Genomic DNA, 18,913 nt, shown 5'->3' on the forward strand with positions numbered 1-18,913 from the left:
ATAAAAGAGAAAGAAGAGATAGGTATACGCTTGATCGCGAGGGCCTCGTATGTGTGAAAAAGGTTCTGGGGACGCGGGGAGGACCGTACGATCCGAGCGTGATCATAGACCTTATGAAGGACTGTTAGGGGAAGATCTATTTGACGATGATCAGGACAGGCGCGCAGACGTCAGTCAATCGTCCAAGTTCTTAGGGATGCGCCTTGAAGCATGGTCTCTGACTGCTAATCTCGTGACAATCATCAGTCTTCTCTTGGCGCTCGCTGCCGGTCTGCTCGCCTGGTTTGAGTACCGCGACCGACGTGAAGAAGCGCTCGCCACACGTACTCTCGAGTTCATTTCAACATGGGATGAGAGAGGCTACAGGAAGCCGTACTCTTTGCTCAGAGACGAAAGAAAGTCGTTTTTTGACTCTCTTTCTCAGGTGGACCGACGCGCCTCCCATACCGACGCCAGGGCTAGATCTAACATTTACTTTCGATTTTACCACAACTTTTTCAAAGAAAAACGGAATGAAGAGGCTTTTAATCAAGTAAAATTTTTCTTTAATATGCTGAGTCTGTGTCTCGAGGCAAATCTTTGCTCTAAAAATATCACAAAAACCTTCTTTGATGACACTATCAGAACTTTTCTTGATTGCTTTGGGGGCTATCTGGAAGAAGAAGCGCTAGTCACTGGAGCTACTTCATCAGTCATCCAACTTCGTCATTTGCTATCGCTTGAGTCGGGGACTTGCTTTTACGATTCGACGCCGCAAAATTCAGGAAGTAATACCTCACCGGGATCATAGGAGCAACGGATCGAACCCTCAGTTATGCGTTGCGCTGCACCGCCGATGGCGAGAGCTCTTCGGAGTTTTCTATTCCCTCTGAGGCGTCACCACAGCCACGTCAGACAGTTTCTGACTCTCGGCGAAGTCCGCGACTGCATCGAGAGGCTCTGCTAGATGCCGTCTGACCGCCATTGATAACAACCCGCCGATATCGCGCAGGAGAGGTTCGTCAGTGACAGCACGATCATCGGGAGGAGCGCATGGCCACGTATACAGACTGTCGAGTGGCGGCACCGAGCGGACGATCTCATCCGATTGCCACGAGGATCGCGGTCATTCTGATAGTGGTGTCCAGGTATCTGGGGAGCGAAAGCGCGTCTGCCGCAACGGATGCCGAGCCCTGAGGCCACCATTGCCTGCGCCTTCGTGCCATCAGACGACAGCGTAGATGACAATGTCGACTGTTCGAGGCTGCAATCGACACTCGTTGGCGATGGTATATTGGGGAGATTAAAAATGATATCCAAAAATATATCTATCTATAATTACTGATGCACAGATGTTTCGTGATTTAATTCCTGTAGTCTTGGTTGATATGCCTCGTCCGTCAGGCGTTCTTCCGGTTTACGCGCTTCCATAGACCGGCGCCTCAAGGCCCGCGCCGGGCATTTCCTCACCGTCTTGCGGTCAAGCCCGGTCTGTCGCGCGATCGTGCTGACGCCGAGGCCCTGCCGCTTCAATTGCGAGATCATCACGATCTCTCTCAGGTCTACCACCTGCACGCCCTTGCCTTGGCATCAGCAGGGGTATTTCTGCGCCGCCGATGGTCCGGGGGGCATGCCCCCCGGACCATCGGCACCAGCGCCAAACTGGGGAAATTTCATCCAGCGCTTTTGAGGAGATTACGTCCAGTACTCCCATGCGGCGGTTTGGGATCCTGAAGACGGGCGCACAGCTTGGCGATTGCGACATCCGAAACGCCAAGGTCCCTGGCCGCCTCCTGCGTCGGCTTCTCCCAAACCAGCGCGAACAGTTCCTCGCGCGAGAGCTCTTTTGACGGCATTTTGGCTTCTTTCCGGTCAGTGGTCGGCGGATATGCATCGTCTCATTATCGACAGTTGCGCCTCTCATGATGGATTTTCGACATTGGTGATTGATTTTTAATTCCTGAACTGTAAATTCATTTCGACGGATGCGCGCGGCATGATCGCCTTTCGGCGGCCATGAGAGAAAGCCGACATGGAACTCGACATCGGGAAACCTGCTCATTTTCAGAATGAACCCGTTCCAGAAGGTACGCGGCTCGCAGGGTGGGCCGCTCTTGTCCATGCGCTCGATGTGAAGGCACCCGTGAGAAGCCCCGCCTGCATTTCCGAACGGCATGTGCGCGGCAATCGCCGGCAGGAGGGCATCTGGGAGGTCTATGACAAGCGGTATCAACCGGACGACACCCTGGATGGGCATCTCGGCTTTGCCCTGCGCCATGAGCCGATCGATCTTCTGGTGCTGAAGCGCATTCTCGATGCGTTGTCGGAACAGGACCTCATAGATTTTATCCAGCGAACGCCGACTGGTTCGGTGACGCGGCGCGTGTGGTTCTTTTACGAAACCTTGAGCGGCAAGCGCCTCGAAATCGACGACGCTCCCACAGTCACCGCTGTCGATGCACTCGATCCCGAAGCTTATTTCACTGGTCCGGCGTCATTGTCTCTACGCCATCGCGTACGCAACAATCTGTTGGGCACAGGCGCATTCTGTCCGATCATCAGGCGCACCGAAAAGCTGGCAGCATTTCTGGCTCTCGCTCTTTCCCGCAAGGCACGGGAGACCATAGGGCGAACGGGTGCTCAGATTGTTTCCCGGGCCGCAAGCTTTCTCCTCCTCGCCGACAGCCGCGCGAGCTTCGAGATCGAGGGGGAACGCGCGCCGGCCAATCGGCTCGAGCGCTGGGGACGCGCTGTTCTCGAGGCGGGCAGGCGTCCACTCGACAGAGAAGAGATCTACCGCCTGCACCGCATCCTGATCGGTGACAACCGGTTCACCGAGATCGGATACCGCAGCGAAGGCGTGTTCCTGGGCGAGCGGGACCACAACAACGATCCGCTGCCCGAGTTCATCGGAGCCAGCCCTCAGGATGTTCCCGACATCATGACCGGCCTCAATGAATGCAACAACAGGCTGCGGACCTCAGACGTCGATCCGATCCTGCAGGCTGCGGCAATCGCATTCGGGTTCGTTTACGTTCACCCGCTGGCCGACGGAAATGGACGTCTGCACCGCTGTCTCATCCACCATGTGCTTGCCGAGCGCAAATACACCCCGCCCGGCATTGTGTTTCCTGTTTCCGCCGTCATGCTGGATCGCATCGACGACTACGCCACGACCCTGAAGCGGCATTCCGGTCCCCTGATGGAGTTCATCGACTGGCGCGCCCAGCCCAATCACAATGTCCAGGTGACCAATGACACGGCGGACCTCTATCGCTATTTCGACTGCACCGAGGAAGCCGAGTTCCTGTTTAGCTGCGTCCAGCGGACAGTCGAGATCGATCTGCCGCGCGAGATCGACTATCTCAAGTGCCGCGATCAGGCCCTGACGGCCATCATGAACCTGGTCGAAATGCCCGACCGCATGGTGCAGGACCTCATCATGCATATCCGCCAGAACGGCGGGTCACTTAGCAAGCGCCGCCGCACCGGCGAGTTTGAGAAGCTGCGTGATGATGAGGTCAGCCGGATTGAGGCGATTGTCGCTGATGCCTTTGACGGCTTTGACGGCAGATATAGCTCAAAGGTGTAAGCCTCGATCTGCCGCGGCCGGTTTCCGCAAGTTCGGAGTATTCCCTGAAGCTGTTCGCAGCAGAGCCCAACGCGCCCTGATTTTGGCGGTTTGCGGCAAAGCCGGAACCCTCCGGCGCTTCAATACCTTTGAAAGTAGAGAGGCCATCCAATGACAATGGCCCATCCGTTGAAGATGCCGGCAGCGAAAACGATGCCGCCGCTCGGCTCGACGCGGTGGTGTTGTCCATTGCCCGCCTGATCGGCAGGCGCATGGCCCAAGAGGAATTTGGGAAGACCATGCGCACCGCCAACGACAATGCGCACCGGAGGAAAAATGACTGTGACGCCTCGCGCCCATTTTCCCGTGGGAGGCAGTAAGAATTAGTATCTACATTGTTGATACAAGTGTGCAGCATACTATTGTATCGAGTTGATAGATACAGGAGGCATGGCCATGCGCGTGAATATCAAAAAATGGGGTAATAGCGCTTCGGTGAGGATTCCCCACTCGGTGATGACCGCCGCCCACTTGCATGTCGATCAGGTGGTGGAGGTGCGGGAGGAAGATGGCCGGGTGGTCATTGAACCCGTCCAGAGTCCTTCTTATGATCTCGCCAAGCTGTTGGCCGAGATGACGCCCGACACCTTCCATGATGAGGTGGATTTCGGCGTGCCTGTCGGCAAGGAAGTCTGGTGATGGCCGCATGGGTGCCTGACAGCGGAGACATCGTGTGGGTGAATTTCGATCTGCAGGCCGGGCACGAACAGGCTGGCCATCGCTCTGCTCTGGTGCTGTCGCCTGCCCGCTATAACGGGTTGCGGGGCATGATGCTGTGCTGCCCGCTGACAACGAAGATCAAGGGCTATCCCTTCGAAGTTGTCATCAGCCAGAACCCGCCAAGCGCCATTCTTGCCGATCAGATCAAGAATCTGGATTGGCGTGCTCGCAAGGCCAAGCGCAAGGGCGAGGTAGCTGCCGCGGTGCTGGCTGATGTTCGCGCCAAGCTCAAGGCATTGCTTCAAATGTAAGGATTCCGCCATGCTCCGCGTTGCCCTTTACACCCGCGTTTCCTCCGAGAACCTGCGCCCTTGAAGGGATCAGCGAGGTCACCGAAGCCTTGCCTGCGACGGAACAAATAAATCATCGACTACATTGAGCCTGCACCACGTGCTGGGCGAGTTCCAGCCCAATAGTGGTGATCCTTCCTCGCCAGTCTCCGTCCTAGGACTTTGACAGGGAGAACGGGGCCGGAAGGCCGGGATTGGAGGCCTTCCGGCACATCAGGTCATTACGAGACGAGGCGCCGATAGATCGCCGGCAGGGCGCCGGGCAGCCGCTCCGGATCGGCGATGATCGCGTAGGAGCCCTTGCCGAAGAGGTAGGGAAAATAGTCGCGCGCCGCCTCGTCGACGGTGACGCCGAAGACGGTGAGGCCCTCCCGCCGCGCCTCGCGGATCGCCTCGCGCGTGTCCTCGATCCCGTAGCGCCCCTCGTAATAGTCGATGTCGTTCGGCTTGCCGTCGGTCAGCAGCAGCAGCAGGCGGTGGCGCTGCGGTCTCAAGGCGAGCTGCCGGGCGACATGGCGGATCGCCGCGCCCATGCGGGTGTACTGGCCGGGCCGCAAGGCCGCGATCCGGCGCTCGACGGCGGACCTGAGCGGCTCGTCGAAGGTCTTCACCGTGTCGACCCGCACGCTCTGGCGCCGGCGCGAGGTGAAGGTATAGACCGCGTGCTCGTCGCCGCAGGCGGTCAGCCCGTGGGTGAGGGCGAGCAGCGCCGCCTTTTCGACATCGAGGACGCGGTGGCCGCCGATCCAGGCGTCGGTTGACAGCGACACATCCATCAGCACGGCGACGGAGAGGTCCCGCTCCACGGCGCGGCCGCAGGTGAAGACGTTCTCGGAGCCGGCGCTGCCGGCCCGCCGGTCGGCCTCCGCCCGCACAAGGGCGGAAAGGTCGAGTTCGTCGCCATCGGGCTGCCCGTGCAGCACGAGGCGCCGCGGCCGCAGGGCCTCGAACTGGCGGCGGACGGCGCGGATGCGCCGCCGCAAGCCGTCGTCGGGGAGCCAGACCTCGCCGGTCTCGGGCGCGCGCGCGGCGATGACGCGGCAGTGATCCGGCCGGTGGGCCCGCCGCTTCCAGTCCCATTCCGGATAGGTCAGCCCGTCGGCCAGGCTTCCGTCCTCGGCCTCGGAAGGGGCGAGATCGAGATCCATCTTGAGGCGGACGCCGGCCTTCTGCCGATTGCTGCCGATGGTCAGTTCGGTGATGTCGTCGGCCGCCTGCCGGGCGCCGTCCTCGTCGTCGTCGTCGACCCGGCGGTTGACGTTGACCATCTCTGCCAGCGAGAAGATCGTCTCGAAGCGGTGGAAGTAGAGCGGATCGCCGCGGTCGCTCATGTCGGTGTCGCGCCGCTCGGCCTGGCGGCGGCGGGCGTCGACGGCAATTGAAGTACCGGACGGGTCGTCGGTATCGTCGGGGCGGGGCGTGCCGGTCTCCTCGCGGATTTCGCCGAACAGCGGCACGGGCAGATAGGTGCGGTAGCCGCGCGGGGCCTTGACGCCGGCAAGATCCGCGTCCGGGTTCTCGATGAGAGCGAGGAGATCTTCTCCGGCATCGCCGCGCTGTCCGGCGAGCAGGGCGCGGATCGCCTGCTCGACGCGCATCTCGGCCGCAGGGAGAGCACGCTGCGGGCGAACCGCAAGGGCCGCCGCGCGCAACCGGTGGAACAGCGGGCGCAGGCCGGGCCACGCCTGCAGGGTGGCGCGGGTGGTGGCGATGGACTGGCGCAGCCGCAGCAGGTCGTCGACCAGCGGATCGCCGCTTCGTGCCGCCCCCGCTCCGGCATGGGCGAACCAGCAGGCCAGCCACTCGTACAGCGCGACATTGTCCGCCCGCTCGGGAAAGCTGTCGATGACGGCCGGCAGCCGCAGCGTCGCGCTGTCGAGGATCGCAACATCCATCCGCTCGGCGCCGAGCCCGACGCGCCGCAGCAACGACAGCCGGTGCGCGGACACCGCAGGCGCGCTCTCGACAAGGCGCAGCGCGCCGTTGCCGCCCATCGCCCGGAACAGCACACCGAGCCGGCCGCGCAGGCCGGCAAGCGTCACCGCCGCATCCGGATGATGGGGCAGGGTGGTGAGGCCGCCGACCAGCCTGTGCCAGTGCGACCCGACGAATTCCTCCGGCTCGAACAGCGACATGATGTTACCCCAGCGCCAGGTCTGCGACGCGGGCAAGGGCGGCCTGCACGTCTGGATCGTCGCTCAGCGGCTGCAGCAGCGCCGCCTCGATCGCCAGCGCCGGCTTCATCCCGGCATGGATCAGGGTCGCCGCATAGACCAGAAGTCGGGTCGAGGCGCCCTCGTCGAGATCCTGCCCCTTGAGGTCGCGCAGCGCGTTGGCGATGCGCACCAGCGGCACGCAGCGTTCCGCCGCAAGCCCGCTTTCGCTGGCGACGATGGCCGCTTCCGTCTGCGGGTCCGGATAGCCGAATTCCATCGCCACAAAGCGCTGGCGAGTGGAGGGCTTCAGCGACTTCAGCACGTTCTGGTAGCCGGGATTGTAGGAGACGACGAGCATGAACTCGGGCGGCGCGACCAGCGTCTCGCCGGTGCGCTCCAGGGTGAGCGTGCGCCGGTCGTCGGTGACCGGGTGCAGCACGACGGTCACGTCCTTGCGGGCTTCCACCACCTCGTCGAGATAGAGGATCGCGCCCTCGCGCATCGCCCTCGTCAGCGGCCCGTCGGCCCACACCGTCTCGCCGCCCTTCAGCAGATGGCGCCCGGTCAGGTCGGCGGCGGTGAGGTCGTCATGGCAGGCGACGGTGTAGAGCGGGCGGCCGAGGCGCGCCGCCATATGGGCGACGAAGCGGGTCTTGCCGCAGCCGGTCGGCCCCTTCAGCAGCACCGGCAGCCGGTTGCGCCAGGCCTGTTCGAACAGCAGGCACTCGTCGCCGGTGGCCGCATAGAAGGGCAGGTCGGGGGCCGGGCCGCGCGCGGCGGCGGACTGGGTCGCGAGGGTCATCGAAGATCACTCCTTGAAACGCCCGGCGCGGGCGCATCTGCAAAAGGGCGGAGAAGGGAAGGGCCGGGCGCCGAGGGTGCGGCGCCCGGCCTTGTTGTCACTCGGCAGCCTGCAGCGCGGCAGCGCGGTCCTGGCGAGCGACCCTGCGCCGTTCGCGGACGGGGCCGAACACCGCCCACAGGAACATCAGCGCGGCGATGACGACGAGAACGCCGGAGCCGAGGCGCACCCAGTAGAAGGGAGCGATCTCGTCCTGCACCTCCATGTAGGACATGCCCATCACGCGCTGCAGATGGATCTGCACGGCCCCGGCAAAGGTCAGGGCGAAGGTCATCACCGTCATGGCGCCGCTCATCAGCCAGAAGGAGACGATGTTCAGCGTCTGGTGATAGGGCGCCTTGCCGCGCAGATAGGGCATGGCATAGGAGATCAGCGCCAGGTTCAGCATCACATAGGCGCCGTAGAAGGCGAGATGCCCGTGGGCGGCGGTGAGCTGCGTGCCGTGCGTGTAGTAGTTCACGAAAGACAGGGTGTGGAGGAAGCCCCACACACCGGCCCCGAAGAAGGCGCCGACCGTGCAGCCGAGCGACCACAGCACCGCGGCCCGGTTCGGATGGTCCTTGCGGCCGCGGAACACCATCGTGAAGGCGAAGACCACCATCGCGAAGAACGGCGCGACCTCGAGGGCGGAGAAGATCGATCCGACCCACTGCCAGTAGCCGGGCGCGCCGATCCAGTAATAGTGGTGGCCGGTGCCGAGCAGGCCCGAGAACAGGGCAAGGCCGACGATCGAGTAGAGCCACTTCTCGATGACTTCCCGGTCGACGCCGGTCAGCTTGATCAGCAGGAAGGCAAGGACCGCGGCCATCACCAGTTCCCACACGCCCTCCACCCACAGATGGACGATGTACCACCAGTAGACCTTGTCGAGCGACAGGTTGTCCGGCGCATAGAAGGCGAAGAGCCAGAACACGGCGATGCCCCACAGGCCGAGCAGAAGCACGCTGGTGACGGCGGTGCGCCGGCCCTTCAGCACGGTCATCGACACGTTGTAGAGGAAGATCAGCGCCACCACGACGATGGCGATCTTGATCCACAGCGGCTGCTCCAGGAACTCGCGCCCGCCATGGATGCCTTGCGTGTAGCCGATGACGGCGGCCAGCGCGCCGACCATCAGCAGCACGAGCTGCAGATAGGCGAGGAACGGGCTCTCGATCTCGCGCTCCGCCTCTTCCGGGATCAGGTAGTAGGCGCAGCCGAAGAAGCCCATCAGCAGCCAGACGATGAGCGCGTTGGTGTGGATCATGCGGATGATGTTGAACGGCATCAGTTCCGCGAGGGTATTCGGCAGGACGTAGACCGTACCGGCAAGGCCGCCGGCAAGGATCTGCACGCCGAACAGGACCATGGCACAGACGAAGTACCAGTAGGCCACTCTTTGGGAAGCGTATTTCATCGGGGTGTGCTCCTCAGCCCGCGTCGTTGGGCGGCCAGCCCTGCGTGTCGATCCGGCTCGTCCACTCGAGGAAGTCGACGAGGTCGTTCAGCTCTTGTTCGGTCAGGTGAAACTGGGGCATCTGGCGGCGGCCCTCGATGCCGGTCGGCTGCGCCTCCATCCAGGCGATCAGGCTCTCCCTTGCGCCTTCCGCATCGTCGCGGCCGCCGTAGCGGACCCAGACATTGCCGACCTCGGGTGCGAAATAGGCGCCTTCCCCGAGGATCGAGTGACAGTTGATGCAGGAGTGCTTCTCCCAGACATGCTTGCCGCGGATCACCGACGCGGTCATCGAGGCTTCGTCCGTGGAGGTGGTGACGATGTACCAATGACTGTGCGCGGTCAGGGCGACGAAGACGACGAAGAAGAAGATCGAACCACCGTAGAAGATGTTCCTGGCGGCCGACTTGGTGAAACGCTCGACTGGCGGTCGATGCGGCTCGCTTGGTCCGGACATGTATGCTCTCCAGTTTGCTGGCGGATGCCGACAGTGGAGAAGAGCTAGGACCAAGCCCGCCGGCGGACGTTGCTCCAGCGCAAACTCTGCAGAAGCCACCGCGGCGCGAGTTTGCGGCGGCTCAAACTTCGCGTCACGGACGGCTGATAGGGTCGTTCCAACAGGAGGCTCGGATGAGCGAAGACGCGACAGCAGACCTGCAGCCGGACGAGGGATGGGGGCCGCTTGACGGGTTGCCCGGCAATCCGATGATGTGGATCCTGATTCTCGGGGAACTCGCCGTCTTCGGCGCCCTGCTGGTCGGGTTCTCGGTGGCGCGGATGCTGAACCCGGTGGAATTCGCCGCGGGACAGGCCGTGCTGGACGTACGGCTCGGCGGCCTCAACACCTTGGTGCTGATCGCCAGCGGCTGGTGCGCGGCACTGGCTGTGCAGCGGCGCAGGAGCAACGGCTCGGGCCGCCCGCAACTCGTCGCGGCAATGGCGCTCGGGGCGGTGTTTCTCGTGGTGAAGGGGATCGAATACGCAGCCAAGCTCAAGGCCGGCCACGGCCCGGACAGCGGCACCTTCTTCGAGCTCTACTATCTCGTCACCGGCTTCCATGCGCTGCATGTGGTCGCCGGTATCGTGCTGCTGGCCGTGGTCGCCTGGCGCAACAGCCTGGAGAACCTGGAGACCGGCACCGCCTTCTGGCACATGGTCGACCTGGTGTGGATCCTGGTCTTCCCCGTCGTCTACCTGATCGGGTGATCCTGATGGCCCGCCTGCATCTTGCCGCCGTTGCCCTGGCGCTGCTCGCCGTCGTCTCGCTCGAGGTTGCGGGCGGACCGGCGCCCCTACTCGTCTGGGCGATCCTCACCCTGACCATCGCCAAGGCGTGGATCGTGCTGAGCGAGTTTCTCGGCCTGCGCGAGGCGCCGGCCGGTTGGCGCTACGGCCTCATCGCTCTCGTTGCCGCGCTGGGCGGCACCATCGGTGCCGTGTTCACGACGGCCCATCTCATCGGCTGAACGCCCTTTCCCGCACCCGTCCTTGACGGCATTCTCCTCAAGCGAGGTCCCATGACAGGCAGGTCACACCAAATGGCACGCATCGGCATTCTCACCGTCTCGGATCGCGCCAGCGCCGGGGTCTATGAAGACCGCAGCGGGCCGGCGGCGCTCGACTGGCTGCGGCAGCACCTTGTCGGCGACTGGGAGTTCGTCACCCGCATCGTTCCCGATGGCGCCGACAGCGTCGCCGGCGCGATGCGTCACCTATGCGATGTGGAGGGCTGCGACCTGCTGCTGGTCACCGGCGGCACCGGACCGGCGCCGCGCGACGAGACGCCCGAGGCTCTGGCGCAGGTCGCGACGCGCTTTCTGCCCGGCTTCGGCGAGGCGATGCGGCGGGCGAACCTTGCCGAGGTGCCGACGGCGATCCTGTCGCGCCAGGAGGCGGCGGTGCGTGGGGCAAGCCTCATCATCACCCTGCCGGGCAAGCCGGCGAGCATCGCTACGTCGCTGAATGCGGTCTTCGCCGCCGTGCCCTATTGCCTCGATCTGATCGGTGCGGCGCGCATCGACACCGATCCGGCCCGCCTCAAGGCGTTCCGGCCGGCTGCGTCCTGACCGCATCCCGCGCGCCCGACCAGGCGACGCCGGTCGGCCCGTCGAGAAAGCCGTCGCAAAAGGCGCCGCCCGGCGCATGCGGCAGCGCCTTGGCGCAGAACTCCTCCGCATCGATCCGGCCCGACGTCAGATCCGCGAACAGATCGATGACCTCGAAGAAGCCGGTGGTCTGCGGCGACAGGCGCAGGCTGGCGACCCCTGCCTGGCGCAGGGACGGCAGGTGGTGGGCCATGTTGGCGCATTGGCCGGACAGGGTCTGCAAGCCGTTGATCGCCAGGAACTGCTGATCGTCGAGCGTGTCGACGGCCAGCCCGTCCGGGTCCTCGGCGCAGACGAACTGGCACTGGTCCTTGGCCCGGTCGTGATAGCGGGCATGGTAGCAGCGCCCGGAGATGGCGAGCGGCAGGCGCCCCCAGCCCCAGACCTCGACGGGCATGTCGGTGGCGGCGCAGATCCGCTGCACCGAGGCGGCCGACAGTTCCGGCGGCAGACAGACACCGACCGCGCCGCGCCGCTGGAGCACCGCCAGCGTGCCCTCATTGTAGACATTCACCAAGGGGCCGACCGAGAAGCGCGCGCCCTCCGGGAGATAGGCCAGCATGGTGAGGTCGTTGACCTCGACCTCCAGCTCCATCGCGGCGAGTTCGGCCGCCATGCGCCGCTCCCGCTTCAGCGGCGTGATGAGGGCGAGGCTGGTCAACGCCACGTCCTTGCCGCCGGCCACGAGCTGGGCGACCGCGTCCGGCAGCCGCGTCTGGTAGAAGGGCAGCCGCTTCGAGCAGACAAGCTCGCCGAGGACGACGCGGGAGATGCCGGGCGTTTCCGCGAGACGCTCGTAGAACGCGCTCCACAGGCCCGCGTCCCAGAAGCCCTGGATCGGGCCGACGGTCAGTTGCATGCCTTCATCTCCAGATCTTGTTGTAGGCCCCGGCCGTCGCCGCCTGTCCCTCGGTCAGCCGCGCCAGCGCCCCGACGGGAACCTCGCGGCCTTCCGCGAGCGCCTCGACCGCCTGGCGGAAGTTGCGCACCACCTGCGCGACATAGGCGCGCGAGCGCTGGCGGCCCTCGATCTTCAAGGCGGTGACGCCGGCGCGGGACAGGGCGGGCAGAAGCTGCGAGGCGTCCAGGCTCGCCGGATCCTCGAACACATAGCCGGTGCGCGCGCCGACCTTGAAGCAGCCCTTGCACAGGGTGGGATAGGGGGCGGGCGCCTGCGCCGGGGTGCGGTGGATGGTGTAGCCGCCAAGGCGCGCGGCCAGATCCCCGTCCTCCTCCACATAGGACACGTGGCTTGCCGGCGAGCAGACGCCGTTCATGTTCGGCGACTTGCCGGAGATGTAGGAGGACAGCGAGCACCGCCCCTCCGCCATGACGCAGAGCCCGCCGAACACGAAGACCTCCGTCTCCACGTCGATGTCGCGGTTGATGGTGGCGATCTCCTCGACGCTGAGCACCCGCGGCAGCACCACGCGCTTCACGTCGAAGGCGCTGGCATAGAAGTTGATGACATCCGGATTGGCGGCAGCCGCCTGTACCGAGAGATGCCGGCGCAGCGAAGGATGGCGCTCGGCCGCATGGGCGATCAGCCCGAGATCGGCGAGGATCGCCGCATCCGCGCCGAGCGTTGCGGCATCGCTCACCGCCCGGTGCCACAGCTCCATCTCGCCGGCGCGCGGGAAGGTGTTGATGGCGATCAGCACCTTGGCGCCGCGCGCATGGGCATAGGCGATGCCCTCGGCCATTTCGCGGCGCGAGAAATTGAGGCCGGGAAAGTTGCGGGCATTGGTGTCGTCGGCGAAGCCGCAATAGATGGCGTGGGCGCCGGCATCGACCGCCGCGCGCAGCGAGGCCGGTGTCCCGGCCGGGCAGACGAGCTCCATCATCGCACCGCTCCCGACCGCGTCAGCGGCACGCCGGTGGTCCGCTCGACTCCCTCGATCAGCCGCCGGGCGAGCCCGGACAGCGGGCCGGCGAACGTCGCCAGTTCCTGGCCGAGATCGAGTTCCGCGTCGTCGATGGCGTTGCGCAGCGCCAGCACGGCCGAGGTGTCGCCCTCCACCGTGAGATCGCGCGAGAAGAACAGGGCGTCTCCGTCCCAGACCCCGTGAACGAGGCCGATCAGCACCGCAAGCGAGCCGGAGATCCGGGCATCGCCGGCCGGCGGGTCGCGGTGCAGGCTGACCGCGGGCAGATCGCGCGTCAGGTCGAGCAGGAAGGAGACGGGCACATCGCTGGCGGTCAGCACGAACCGCGACCGGCGATAGGACCCGAGGCGCTCGAGAACCCCCGGATTGCGGGCGAGGATCTTGCGGGCGAGCCGCGTCAGCAGCATGTCGCCGGGAGGATAGGGGGCCAGCCGGACGCCGAGCGCAAGCAGCGCAGGCATGCGCGGGATCGCGCGATGTTCCGGCAAAGGGGCGAGGGCTTCGGGCATGTGGCGCTCCCGGCAGGCGTGGCGGACTGCCCGCACCATAGAAGCGCGACCTGGCGCCGTTGTTGATCCGTATCAACTTCGCGGTCGATCGGCTTTGCTATGGCTCACCGGTTGCAACAGGAGCCGCCATGCGCCGTCTGCCAGCCTTTCCGGACCTTCGCAGCTTCCTTCGCTGGTGCGACGCGGCTGGCGAGTTGCACACCCTCGGCTATCCGGTGTCGCTCGTCGAGGAGGTCACCGCGATCCATCGCAAGGTGCTGCTGGCGGGTGGCCCGGTCCTGCGATTCGACCGGCCGGTCTCGGCGGATGGCTCCGTGTCCGACATCCCGCTCGTCGCCAATCTCTTCGGCACCCGGCGCCGCGTTGCCGCCGGCCTTGGCATCGAGCCCGCCGACATTCCGGCTCTTGGCGCGTTTCTCGCGGCTCTGCGGGCGCCGGTGCCCCCGCAGGGCATCAGTGACACGCTGTCGCGCTGGCCGCAGATGGCGGCAGCGCTGCGCGCCCGTGTCAGGGTGGTGGGTCAGGGCGTCTCGCAGGAAGAGCGGATGAGCGAGCCCGACCTTTCGCGCCTGCCGGTGCAGACCTGCTGGCCGGGAGATGCAGGTCCGTTGATGACATGGCCGGTGGTGCTGACCCGCGACGCGGGGTCGCAGGCGAGTGACAGCGGGCGCTACAATGCCGGCATCTACCGGACGCAGGTGCTGGCAAAGGACCGCCTGATCCTGCGCTGGCTGCCGCACCGGGGCGGCGCTGCCCATCATCGGAGCTGGCAGCGCCAGGGCGAGCCGATGCCGGTCGCCATCGCCCTTGGCGCCGATCCGGCAACGCTGCTGGCGGCCGCCCTGCCGCTGCCGGAAACCGTGTCGGAGATTGCCTTTTCCGGCGTCCTGCGCGGGGCCCGGACCTCGCTCGCGCCGGCCGTCTCCGTGCCGATGCTGGTTCCCTCAAGCGCCGAGATCGTGGTGGAGGGCTGGGTGCATCCGGGCGAGACGGCGCCGGAGGGCCCCTTCGGCGATCACACCGGCTATTACAACTCGGTCGAGCCCTTCCCGGTGATGCGGGTGAGCGCGATCACCCATCGCCGCGATCCGCTCTACCTCTCCACCTGGACCGGCCGGCCGCCGGACGAGCCCTCGATCATCGGCGAGGTGTTCAACGATCTCGCGCTTCCCGTCATCCGCCAGCAGATCCCGGAAGTGGTGGACCTGTGGCTGCCGCCCGCCGCCTGTTCCTATCGGATCGCGGTGATCGCGATCGACAAGCGCTATCCCGGTCAGGCGCGCCGGGTGATGCTCGCCCTGTGGGGCCTGCTGCCGCAATTCAGCTACACCAAGATGATCGTGGTGGTCGACGCCGACATCGACCCGCGCAACTGGGACGACATCGCCTGGGCGCTGGCGACCCGCTACGACCCGGCGCGCGACACGATGCAACTCGACCGCACGCCGATGGACTATCTCGACTTCGCCTCGCCGCTGGAAGGGCTTGCCGGCAAGATCGGCCTCGACGCGACGGTGAAGATCGGGTCCGAGACGGCCCGCGCCTTCGGTGAGGTGATGCGCCTGTCGCCGGAGGCGGAGAGCGCGGCCGAGCGCATCCTGAAGGCGGAGGGGCTGGCATGACCCGCGTGGTCCTCGGCGTCTCCGGTGCGTCCGGGGCAATGCTGGCGCTCGCCTGCGCCCGCGATCTCGCCCGGCGGGGCGCGTCGATCGATCTCGTGGTCAGCGCCGGGGGAGAGCGGACGTTTGCGTTGGAGGACGGTCTTGCCGCGCGGGCGGAGCTGTCCGCCCTGGCCGCGCGCGAGCATGCCATTGGCGATGTCGGGGCGCAGATCGCCTCCGGCTCCTGTCCGGTGGCCGGCATGATCGTCGCGCCGTGTTCGATGCGCTCGCTCAGCGCCATTGCCCATGGTCTCGACGACAACCTGCTGACGCGCGCCGCCTCCGTCCAGCTCAAGGAGCGCCGGCCATTGGTGCTGCTGGCGCGGGAGGCGCCGCTGTCGCTCGTGCACCTGCGCAATATGGTGCTGGCGACCGAGGCCGGTGCCATCATCCTGCCACCGGTACCTGCGTTCTATCTGCAGCCCGACTCGCTGGCCGACGCGGTGGCCGAGATCGCCGCGCGGGCCGTCGATCTGCTGCGGCTGGGACCGGCTGAGGCGCGGCGCTGGCAACCGGCCGGCCCGGACATGTGAGCTGCGGGCGGCGTCTCGGCTGTTTCGCAGCCTTGGGGTTTCGGGTTAACCTCCTGTCAGTCCGGGATTTGGCAAAAGAGGGGAACCTCCTCCGCACGGTGCGGCAGACCCTGGCGACGAAAGACCTCGCGTGATCATTCCCTGCATCCTGTCCGGTGGCTCCGGTTCGCGGCTCTGGCCGCTGTCGCGCTCCGCCCGTCCCAAGCAGTTCCTTCCGATCTTCGATGGCGAGAGCCTGTTTCAGAAGACGCTGAAGCGCTTCGCCGGCCCTGCCTTCGCCGCTCCCATCGTCATCGCCAATTCCGAGCACCGCTTCCTTGTCGGCGAGCAGATGGCCGAGGCCCGCGCCCCCGCCGATGAGGCAGCCATCGTGCTGGAGCCGGTCGGCCGCAATACGGCAGCGCCCGCCGCCATCGCCGCGCTGTTGGCGCAGGCGCGCGACCCGGACGCGCTTGTGCTGCTGGCGCCCTCCGACCATCTGCTGCGCGATACGGACGCCTTTGCCGCCGCCGTCGAGCGCGCGCTTCCGGCCGCCCGTGCCGGGCGCATCGTCACCTTCGGGATCAAGCCGTCCGAGCCCAACACCGGCTATGGCTATATCCGGCTGGCGGAGGCGGGCGAGGGGCCATGTGCCGTCGAGGCCTTTGTCGAGAAGCCGGACCTTGCGCGCGCCCGCGCGTTTCTTGATGCCGGAACCTATGTCTGGAACGCCGGCATCTTCCTGTTCTCCGCCCGCGCCATGCTGGAGGAGTTCGCGCGCCACGCGCCCGAGGTCCTTGACCGGGTGCGCGAGGCGCTGGGCGCGGCGACCCGCGACCTCGACTTCCTGCGCCTCGATGCGGGGCTCTTCTCCAAGGTGCCGAACATCTCCATCGACTATGCGATCATGGAGAAGTCGGAGCGGATTTCCTGTGTGCCGATGGAACCGGGCTGGAGCGATCTGGGTTCCTGGTCTGCGGTATGGGAGGCTTTCGAGAAATCCGATGACGGCAACAGCGTTCTGGGCGAGGCGCGTTTCGTGAAGGCACGGGACAATCTCGTCGTCAGCGACGGCGCGCTGGTCTCGGTGATCGGCCTCGACCACGTCATGGTGGTTGCGACCAAGGACGCCGTCCTCGTCGCCGACAAGGCCCATGCCCAGGACGTCAAGTCCGTGGTCGAAGGATTGCAGGCGGAAGGGCGCCGCGAAACGCGCGAGCATCGCCGCCTGTACCGGCCCTGGGGCTGGCGCGAGGAGATCGCCGTCGGTGGCCGCTTCCAGGTGCAGGAAATCGAGATCAAGCCGGGCGAGAGCATGTCCCGGCAAAGCCATGTCAACCGGGCCGAGCACTGGGTGGTGGTCTCCGGCACGCTTGCCGTCGAGATCGACGGCGAGACACGGTTGATGACCGAGAACCAGTCGGCTTACGTTCCGGTCGGCGCCCGCCATCGCCTCGCCAATCCGGGCCGGGTGCCGGCGCGTGTCATAGAAATCCAGTCGGGCGCCTATATAGGCGACGACGACATTATCCGTTACGACGAGGCGGGAGCGCCTCTCTCGCCGGAGTAGGTCCGGGTTCGCCCTCCAGTCCCGCCTATGCCGACCCGCATCAGATCCTGAGGAAGACACATGCTGCCAGTGCCCGTCGCCGAACTGAAGCCGAACACCTATGCCTACGAATCCCGGCCCATGGTGAAGGCCACCGGTTTCCGCGAATACGATGCCCGCTGGCTGTTCGAGAAGGAAATCAACCTCATGGGGATGCAGGCCCTCGGCATGGGCATTGCGACCCTCATGCACGAGCGCGGCGTGCGCCCCGACATCGTCGTCGGCCATGATTTCCGCGGCTATTCCGCCTCGATCAAGATGGCGCTGGTCACCGGCCTGATGGCCGGCGGCGTGCGCGTCCACGACATCGGCCTTGCCCTGTCGCCGATGGCCTATTTTGCGCAGTTCGCCCTCGACGTGCCGGCGGTCGCCATGGTCACCGCCTCGCACAACGACAATGGCTGGACCGGCGTCAAGATGGGCATCGAGCGCCCGCTGACCTTCGGCCCGGACGAGATGGGGCGACTGAAGGAGATCGTCCTGACGGCGAGCTTCCGCGAAGGCTCCGGCAGCTACCGCTTCGTCGAGAACTTCCCCGAGCAGTATATCGCGGACCTGACCAACCGGCCGCGCCTCTCCCGTCCAATCAAGGTCGTCGCCGCCTGCGGCAACGGCACGGCCGGCGCCTTCGCGCCGCGTGTCCTTGAGGCGCTGGGCGCCGACGTCATCCCGCTCGACTGCGAACTCGACCACACCTTCCCGCGCTACAACCCCAACCCGGAAGACATGAAGATGCTTCATGCGCTCCGCGACAAGGTGCTGGAGAGCGGCGCCGAGGTGGGGCTCGGCTTCGACGGCGACGGCGACCGCTGCGGCGTCGTCGACAACGAGGGCGAGGAGATCTTTGCCGACAAGGTCGGCGTGATGCTCGCCCGCGACCTGTCGGCGCTGCATCCCGGCTGCCGCTTCGTCGTCGACGTCAAGTCGACCGGCCTCTTCGCCACCGATCCGGTGCTGCAGCAGAACGGCGCGGTGACCGATTACTGGAAGACCGGCCATTCGTATATCAAGCGCCGGGTCAACCAGTTGGACGCGCTGGTCGGCTTCGAGAAGTCCGGCCATTATTTCTTCAACGCGCCGATCGGCCGTGGCTACGACGACGGTCTCGTCTCGGCCATCGCCATCCTCGACATGCTGGACCGCAACTCGGACCGGTCGATGGCGGATCTGCGCCGGGCGCTGCCGCGCACCTGGGGCTCGCCGACCATGTCGCCGCACTGCGCCGACGAGATCAAATACGAGGTCGTCGAGCGGGTGGTGGCGCGCTTCACGGCGATGAAGGAGCGCGGCGAGACGATTGCCGGCCACGGCATTTCCGATCTCGTCACCGTCAACGGCATCCGCGTCGTCGCCGAGGACGGTACCTGGGGCCTTGTGCGCGCCTCGTCCAACAAGCCGGAACTCGTCGTCGTGGTGGAAAGCCCGGTTTCCGAGGAGCGGCTGCACGCCATGTTCAAGGCGGTCGATGCGGTCCTGCGGGAGAATCCGGAAGTCGGTGACTACAACCAGACGCTCTGACGCTGCTGCGTTTATCAGGGAGGGTACAGTGGTGCTTGGG

General features: G+C 65.5%; 18 protein-coding genes. 11 read left to right on the plus strand and 7 right to left on the minus strand.

The genetic code is table 11. The annotated features are described in order from the left end of the window. Positions 1 to 232: 232 nt before the first annotated feature. From P2PM1_RS09085 to mazF, 4 genes are all read left to right on the plus strand, one after another. The gene (locus P2PM1_RS09085) at positions 233 to 790 is read left to right on the plus strand and encodes a hypothetical protein (protein ID WP_186398823.1); all 558 of its coding nucleotides are present in this window, start codon (positions 233 to 235) and stop codon (positions 788 to 790) included. A 1,221-nt stretch (positions 791 to 2,011) separates the two neighbouring features. Continuing rightward, positions 2,012 to 3,571, plus strand: coding sequence for a Fic family protein (locus P2PM1_RS09090; RefSeq protein WP_186398824.1), 1,560 nt, complete (start codon positions 2,012 to 2,014; stop codon positions 3,569 to 3,571). Between the two features lie 435 nt (positions 3,572 to 4,006). Further along, complete coding sequence (locus P2PM1_RS09095) at positions 4,007 to 4,249, plus strand: AbrB/MazE/SpoVT family DNA-binding domain-containing protein (protein ID WP_208985226.1); 243 nt, start codon at positions 4,007 to 4,009, stop codon at positions 4,247 to 4,249. Beyond that, a complete protein-coding gene (gene mazF / locus P2PM1_RS09100; RefSeq protein WP_186398826.1) occupies positions 4,249 to 4,581 on the plus strand; it encodes an endoribonuclease MazF in 333 nt (110 codons plus the stop codon). The genes P2PM1_RS09095 and mazF overlap by 1 nt, the downstream gene beginning before the upstream one ends. 260 nt (positions 4,582 to 4,841) lie before the next feature. Here mazF and P2PM1_RS09105 read toward each other — a convergent pair whose 3' ends face one another. From P2PM1_RS09105 to P2PM1_RS09120, 4 genes are all read right to left on the minus strand, one after another. Next, complete coding sequence (locus P2PM1_RS09105) at positions 4,842 to 6,755, minus strand: nitric oxide reductase activation protein NorD (protein ID WP_186398827.1); 1,914 nt, start codon at positions 6,753 to 6,755, stop codon at positions 4,842 to 4,844. A 4-nt stretch (positions 6,756 to 6,759) separates the two neighbouring features. Next, entirely contained in the window at positions 6,760 to 7,578 is an 819-nt protein-coding gene (locus P2PM1_RS09110) for a CbbQ/NirQ/NorQ/GpvN family protein (protein ID WP_186398828.1), read from the minus strand. 97 nt (positions 7,579 to 7,675) lie between these two features. After that, a complete protein-coding gene (locus P2PM1_RS09115) occupies positions 7,676 to 9,034 on the minus strand; it encodes a cbb3-type cytochrome c oxidase subunit I (protein ID WP_186389777.1) in 1,359 nt (452 codons plus the stop codon). A gap of 13 nt (positions 9,035 to 9,047) precedes the next feature. Then, positions 9,048 to 9,530 (minus strand): cytochrome c, encoded by a 483-nt coding sequence (locus P2PM1_RS09120; RefSeq protein WP_186398829.1) that lies wholly within the window; start codon positions 9,528 to 9,530, stop codon positions 9,048 to 9,050. Between the two features lie 173 nt (positions 9,531 to 9,703). Here P2PM1_RS09120 and P2PM1_RS09125 point away from each other — a divergent pair, with 173 nt between their 5' ends. The 3 genes from P2PM1_RS09125 (at position 9,704) to mog (ending at position 11,139) form a co-directional block, all read left to right on the plus strand. Then, the gene (locus tag P2PM1_RS09125; protein ID WP_208985228.1) at positions 9,704 to 10,279 is read left to right on the plus strand and encodes a cytochrome c oxidase subunit 3 family protein; all 576 of its coding nucleotides are present in this window, start codon (positions 9,704 to 9,706) and stop codon (positions 10,277 to 10,279) included. Between the two features lie 5 nt (positions 10,280 to 10,284). Next, the gene (locus tag P2PM1_RS09130; RefSeq protein ID WP_186398830.1) at positions 10,285 to 10,539 is read left to right on the plus strand and encodes a cytochrome C oxidase subunit IV family protein; all 255 of its coding nucleotides are present in this window, start codon (positions 10,285 to 10,287) and stop codon (positions 10,537 to 10,539) included. Positions 10,540 to 10,611: 72 nt separating this feature from the next. After that, complete coding sequence (mog, locus tag P2PM1_RS09135) at positions 10,612 to 11,139, plus strand: molybdopterin adenylyltransferase (protein ID WP_208985229.1); 528 nt, start codon at positions 10,612 to 10,614, stop codon at positions 11,137 to 11,139. Here the strand turns inward: mog and P2PM1_RS09140 are convergent. Genes P2PM1_RS09140 through P2PM1_RS09150 form a run of 3 tightly spaced genes read right to left on the minus strand, consistent with a single transcriptional unit; the run spans position 11,111 to position 13,573 of the window. After that, a complete protein-coding gene (locus P2PM1_RS09140) occupies positions 11,111 to 12,037 on the minus strand; it encodes a U32 family peptidase (protein WP_186398832.1) in 927 nt (308 codons plus the stop codon). The genes mog and P2PM1_RS09140 overlap by 29 nt on opposite strands. 4 nt (positions 12,038 to 12,041) lie before the next feature. After that, the gene (locus tag P2PM1_RS09145; protein WP_186399060.1) at positions 12,042 to 13,019 is read right to left on the minus strand and encodes a peptidase U32 family protein; all 978 of its coding nucleotides are present in this window, start codon (positions 13,017 to 13,019) and stop codon (positions 12,042 to 12,044) included. Further along, on the minus strand, positions 13,019 to 13,573 hold the full coding sequence (locus P2PM1_RS09150) for an SCP2 domain-containing protein (protein ID WP_208985230.1): 555 nt from the start codon (positions 13,571 to 13,573) through the stop codon (positions 13,019 to 13,021). The genes P2PM1_RS09145 and P2PM1_RS09150 overlap by 1 nt, the downstream gene beginning before the upstream one ends. Before the next feature lie 128 nt (positions 13,574 to 13,701). Here P2PM1_RS09150 and P2PM1_RS09155 point away from each other — a divergent pair, with 128 nt between their 5' ends. The 4 genes from P2PM1_RS09155 to P2PM1_RS09170 all read left to right on the plus strand — a co-directional run bounded on the left by P2PM1_RS09155 (position 13,702) and on the right by P2PM1_RS09170 (position 18,873). Continuing rightward, on the plus strand, positions 13,702 to 15,195 hold the full coding sequence (locus P2PM1_RS09155; RefSeq protein WP_186398833.1) for a UbiD family decarboxylase: 1,494 nt from the start codon (positions 13,702 to 13,704) through the stop codon (positions 15,193 to 15,195). Further along, positions 15,192 to 15,767: a UbiX family flavin prenyltransferase gene (locus P2PM1_RS09160; protein WP_186398834.1), complete on the plus strand. Its 576-nt coding sequence runs from the start codon at positions 15,192 to 15,194 to the stop codon at positions 15,765 to 15,767. Before P2PM1_RS09155 ends, P2PM1_RS09160 begins: the two co-directional genes overlap by 4 nt. A 130-nt stretch (positions 15,768 to 15,897) precedes the next feature. Next, positions 15,898 to 17,316: a mannose-1-phosphate guanylyltransferase/mannose-6-phosphate isomerase gene (locus P2PM1_RS09165; protein WP_186398835.1), complete on the plus strand. Its 1,419-nt coding sequence runs from the start codon at positions 15,898 to 15,900 to the stop codon at positions 17,314 to 17,316. Between the two features lie 60 nt (positions 17,317 to 17,376). Beyond that, a complete protein-coding gene (locus tag P2PM1_RS09170) occupies positions 17,377 to 18,873 on the plus strand; it encodes a phosphomannomutase/phosphoglucomutase (protein WP_186398836.1) in 1,497 nt (498 codons plus the stop codon). The last annotated feature ends 40 nt before the right edge of the window (positions 18,874 to 18,913 follow it).

Source organism: Stappia sp. P2PMeth1 (assembly GCF_900185735.1).
Classification (GTDB): Bacteria; Pseudomonadota; Alphaproteobacteria; order Rhizobiales; family Stappiaceae; genus Stappia.

Coding starts and splice junctions, on each gene's coding strand:
- P2PM1_RS09150 (WP_208985230.1), bottom strand. CDS start 13,573: ATGCCCGAAGCCCTCGCCCCTTTGCCGGAACATCGCGCGATCCCGCGC.
- P2PM1_RS09160 (WP_186398834.1), top strand. CDS start 15,192: ATGACCCGCGTGGTCCTCGGCGTCTCCGGTGCGTCCGGGGCAATGCTG.
- P2PM1_RS09115 (WP_186389777.1), bottom strand. CDS start 9,034: ATGAAATACGCTTCCCAAAGAGTGGCCTACTGGTACTTCGTCTGTGCC.
- P2PM1_RS09120 (WP_186398829.1), bottom strand. CDS start 9,530: ATGTCCGGACCAAGCGAGCCGCATCGACCGCCAGTCGAGCGTTTCACC.
- P2PM1_RS09130 (WP_186398830.1), top strand. CDS start 10,285: ATGGCCCGCCTGCATCTTGCCGCCGTTGCCCTGGCGCTGCTCGCCGTC.
- P2PM1_RS09110 (WP_186398828.1), bottom strand. CDS start 7,578: ATGACCCTCGCGACCCAGTCCGCCGCCGCGCGCGGCCCGGCCCCCGAC.
- mog (WP_208985229.1), top strand. CDS start 10,612: ATGGCACGCATCGGCATTCTCACCGTCTCGGATCGCGCCAGCGCCGGG.
- P2PM1_RS09105 (WP_186398827.1), bottom strand. CDS start 6,755: ATGTCGCTGTTCGAGCCGGAGGAATTCGTCGGGTCGCACTGGCACAGG.
- P2PM1_RS09090 (WP_186398824.1), top strand. CDS start 2,012: ATGGAACTCGACATCGGGAAACCTGCTCATTTTCAGAATGAACCCGTT.
- P2PM1_RS09170 (WP_186398836.1), top strand. CDS start 17,377: ATGCTGCCAGTGCCCGTCGCCGAACTGAAGCCGAACACCTATGCCTAC.
- P2PM1_RS09155 (WP_186398833.1), top strand. CDS start 13,702: ATGCGCCGTCTGCCAGCCTTTCCGGACCTTCGCAGCTTCCTTCGCTGG.
- P2PM1_RS09095 (WP_208985226.1), top strand. CDS start 4,007: ATGCGCGTGAATATCAAAAAATGGGGTAATAGCGCTTCGGTGAGGATT.
- P2PM1_RS09125 (WP_208985228.1), top strand. CDS start 9,704: ATGAGCGAAGACGCGACAGCAGACCTGCAGCCGGACGAGGGATGGGGG.
- P2PM1_RS09140 (WP_186398832.1), bottom strand. CDS start 12,037: ATGCAACTGACCGTCGGCCCGATCCAGGGCTTCTGGGACGCGGGCCTG.
- mazF (WP_186398826.1), top strand. CDS start 4,249: ATGGCCGCATGGGTGCCTGACAGCGGAGACATCGTGTGGGTGAATTTC.
- P2PM1_RS09145 (WP_186399060.1), bottom strand. CDS start 13,019: ATGGAGCTCGTCTGCCCGGCCGGGACACCGGCCTCGCTGCGCGCGGCG.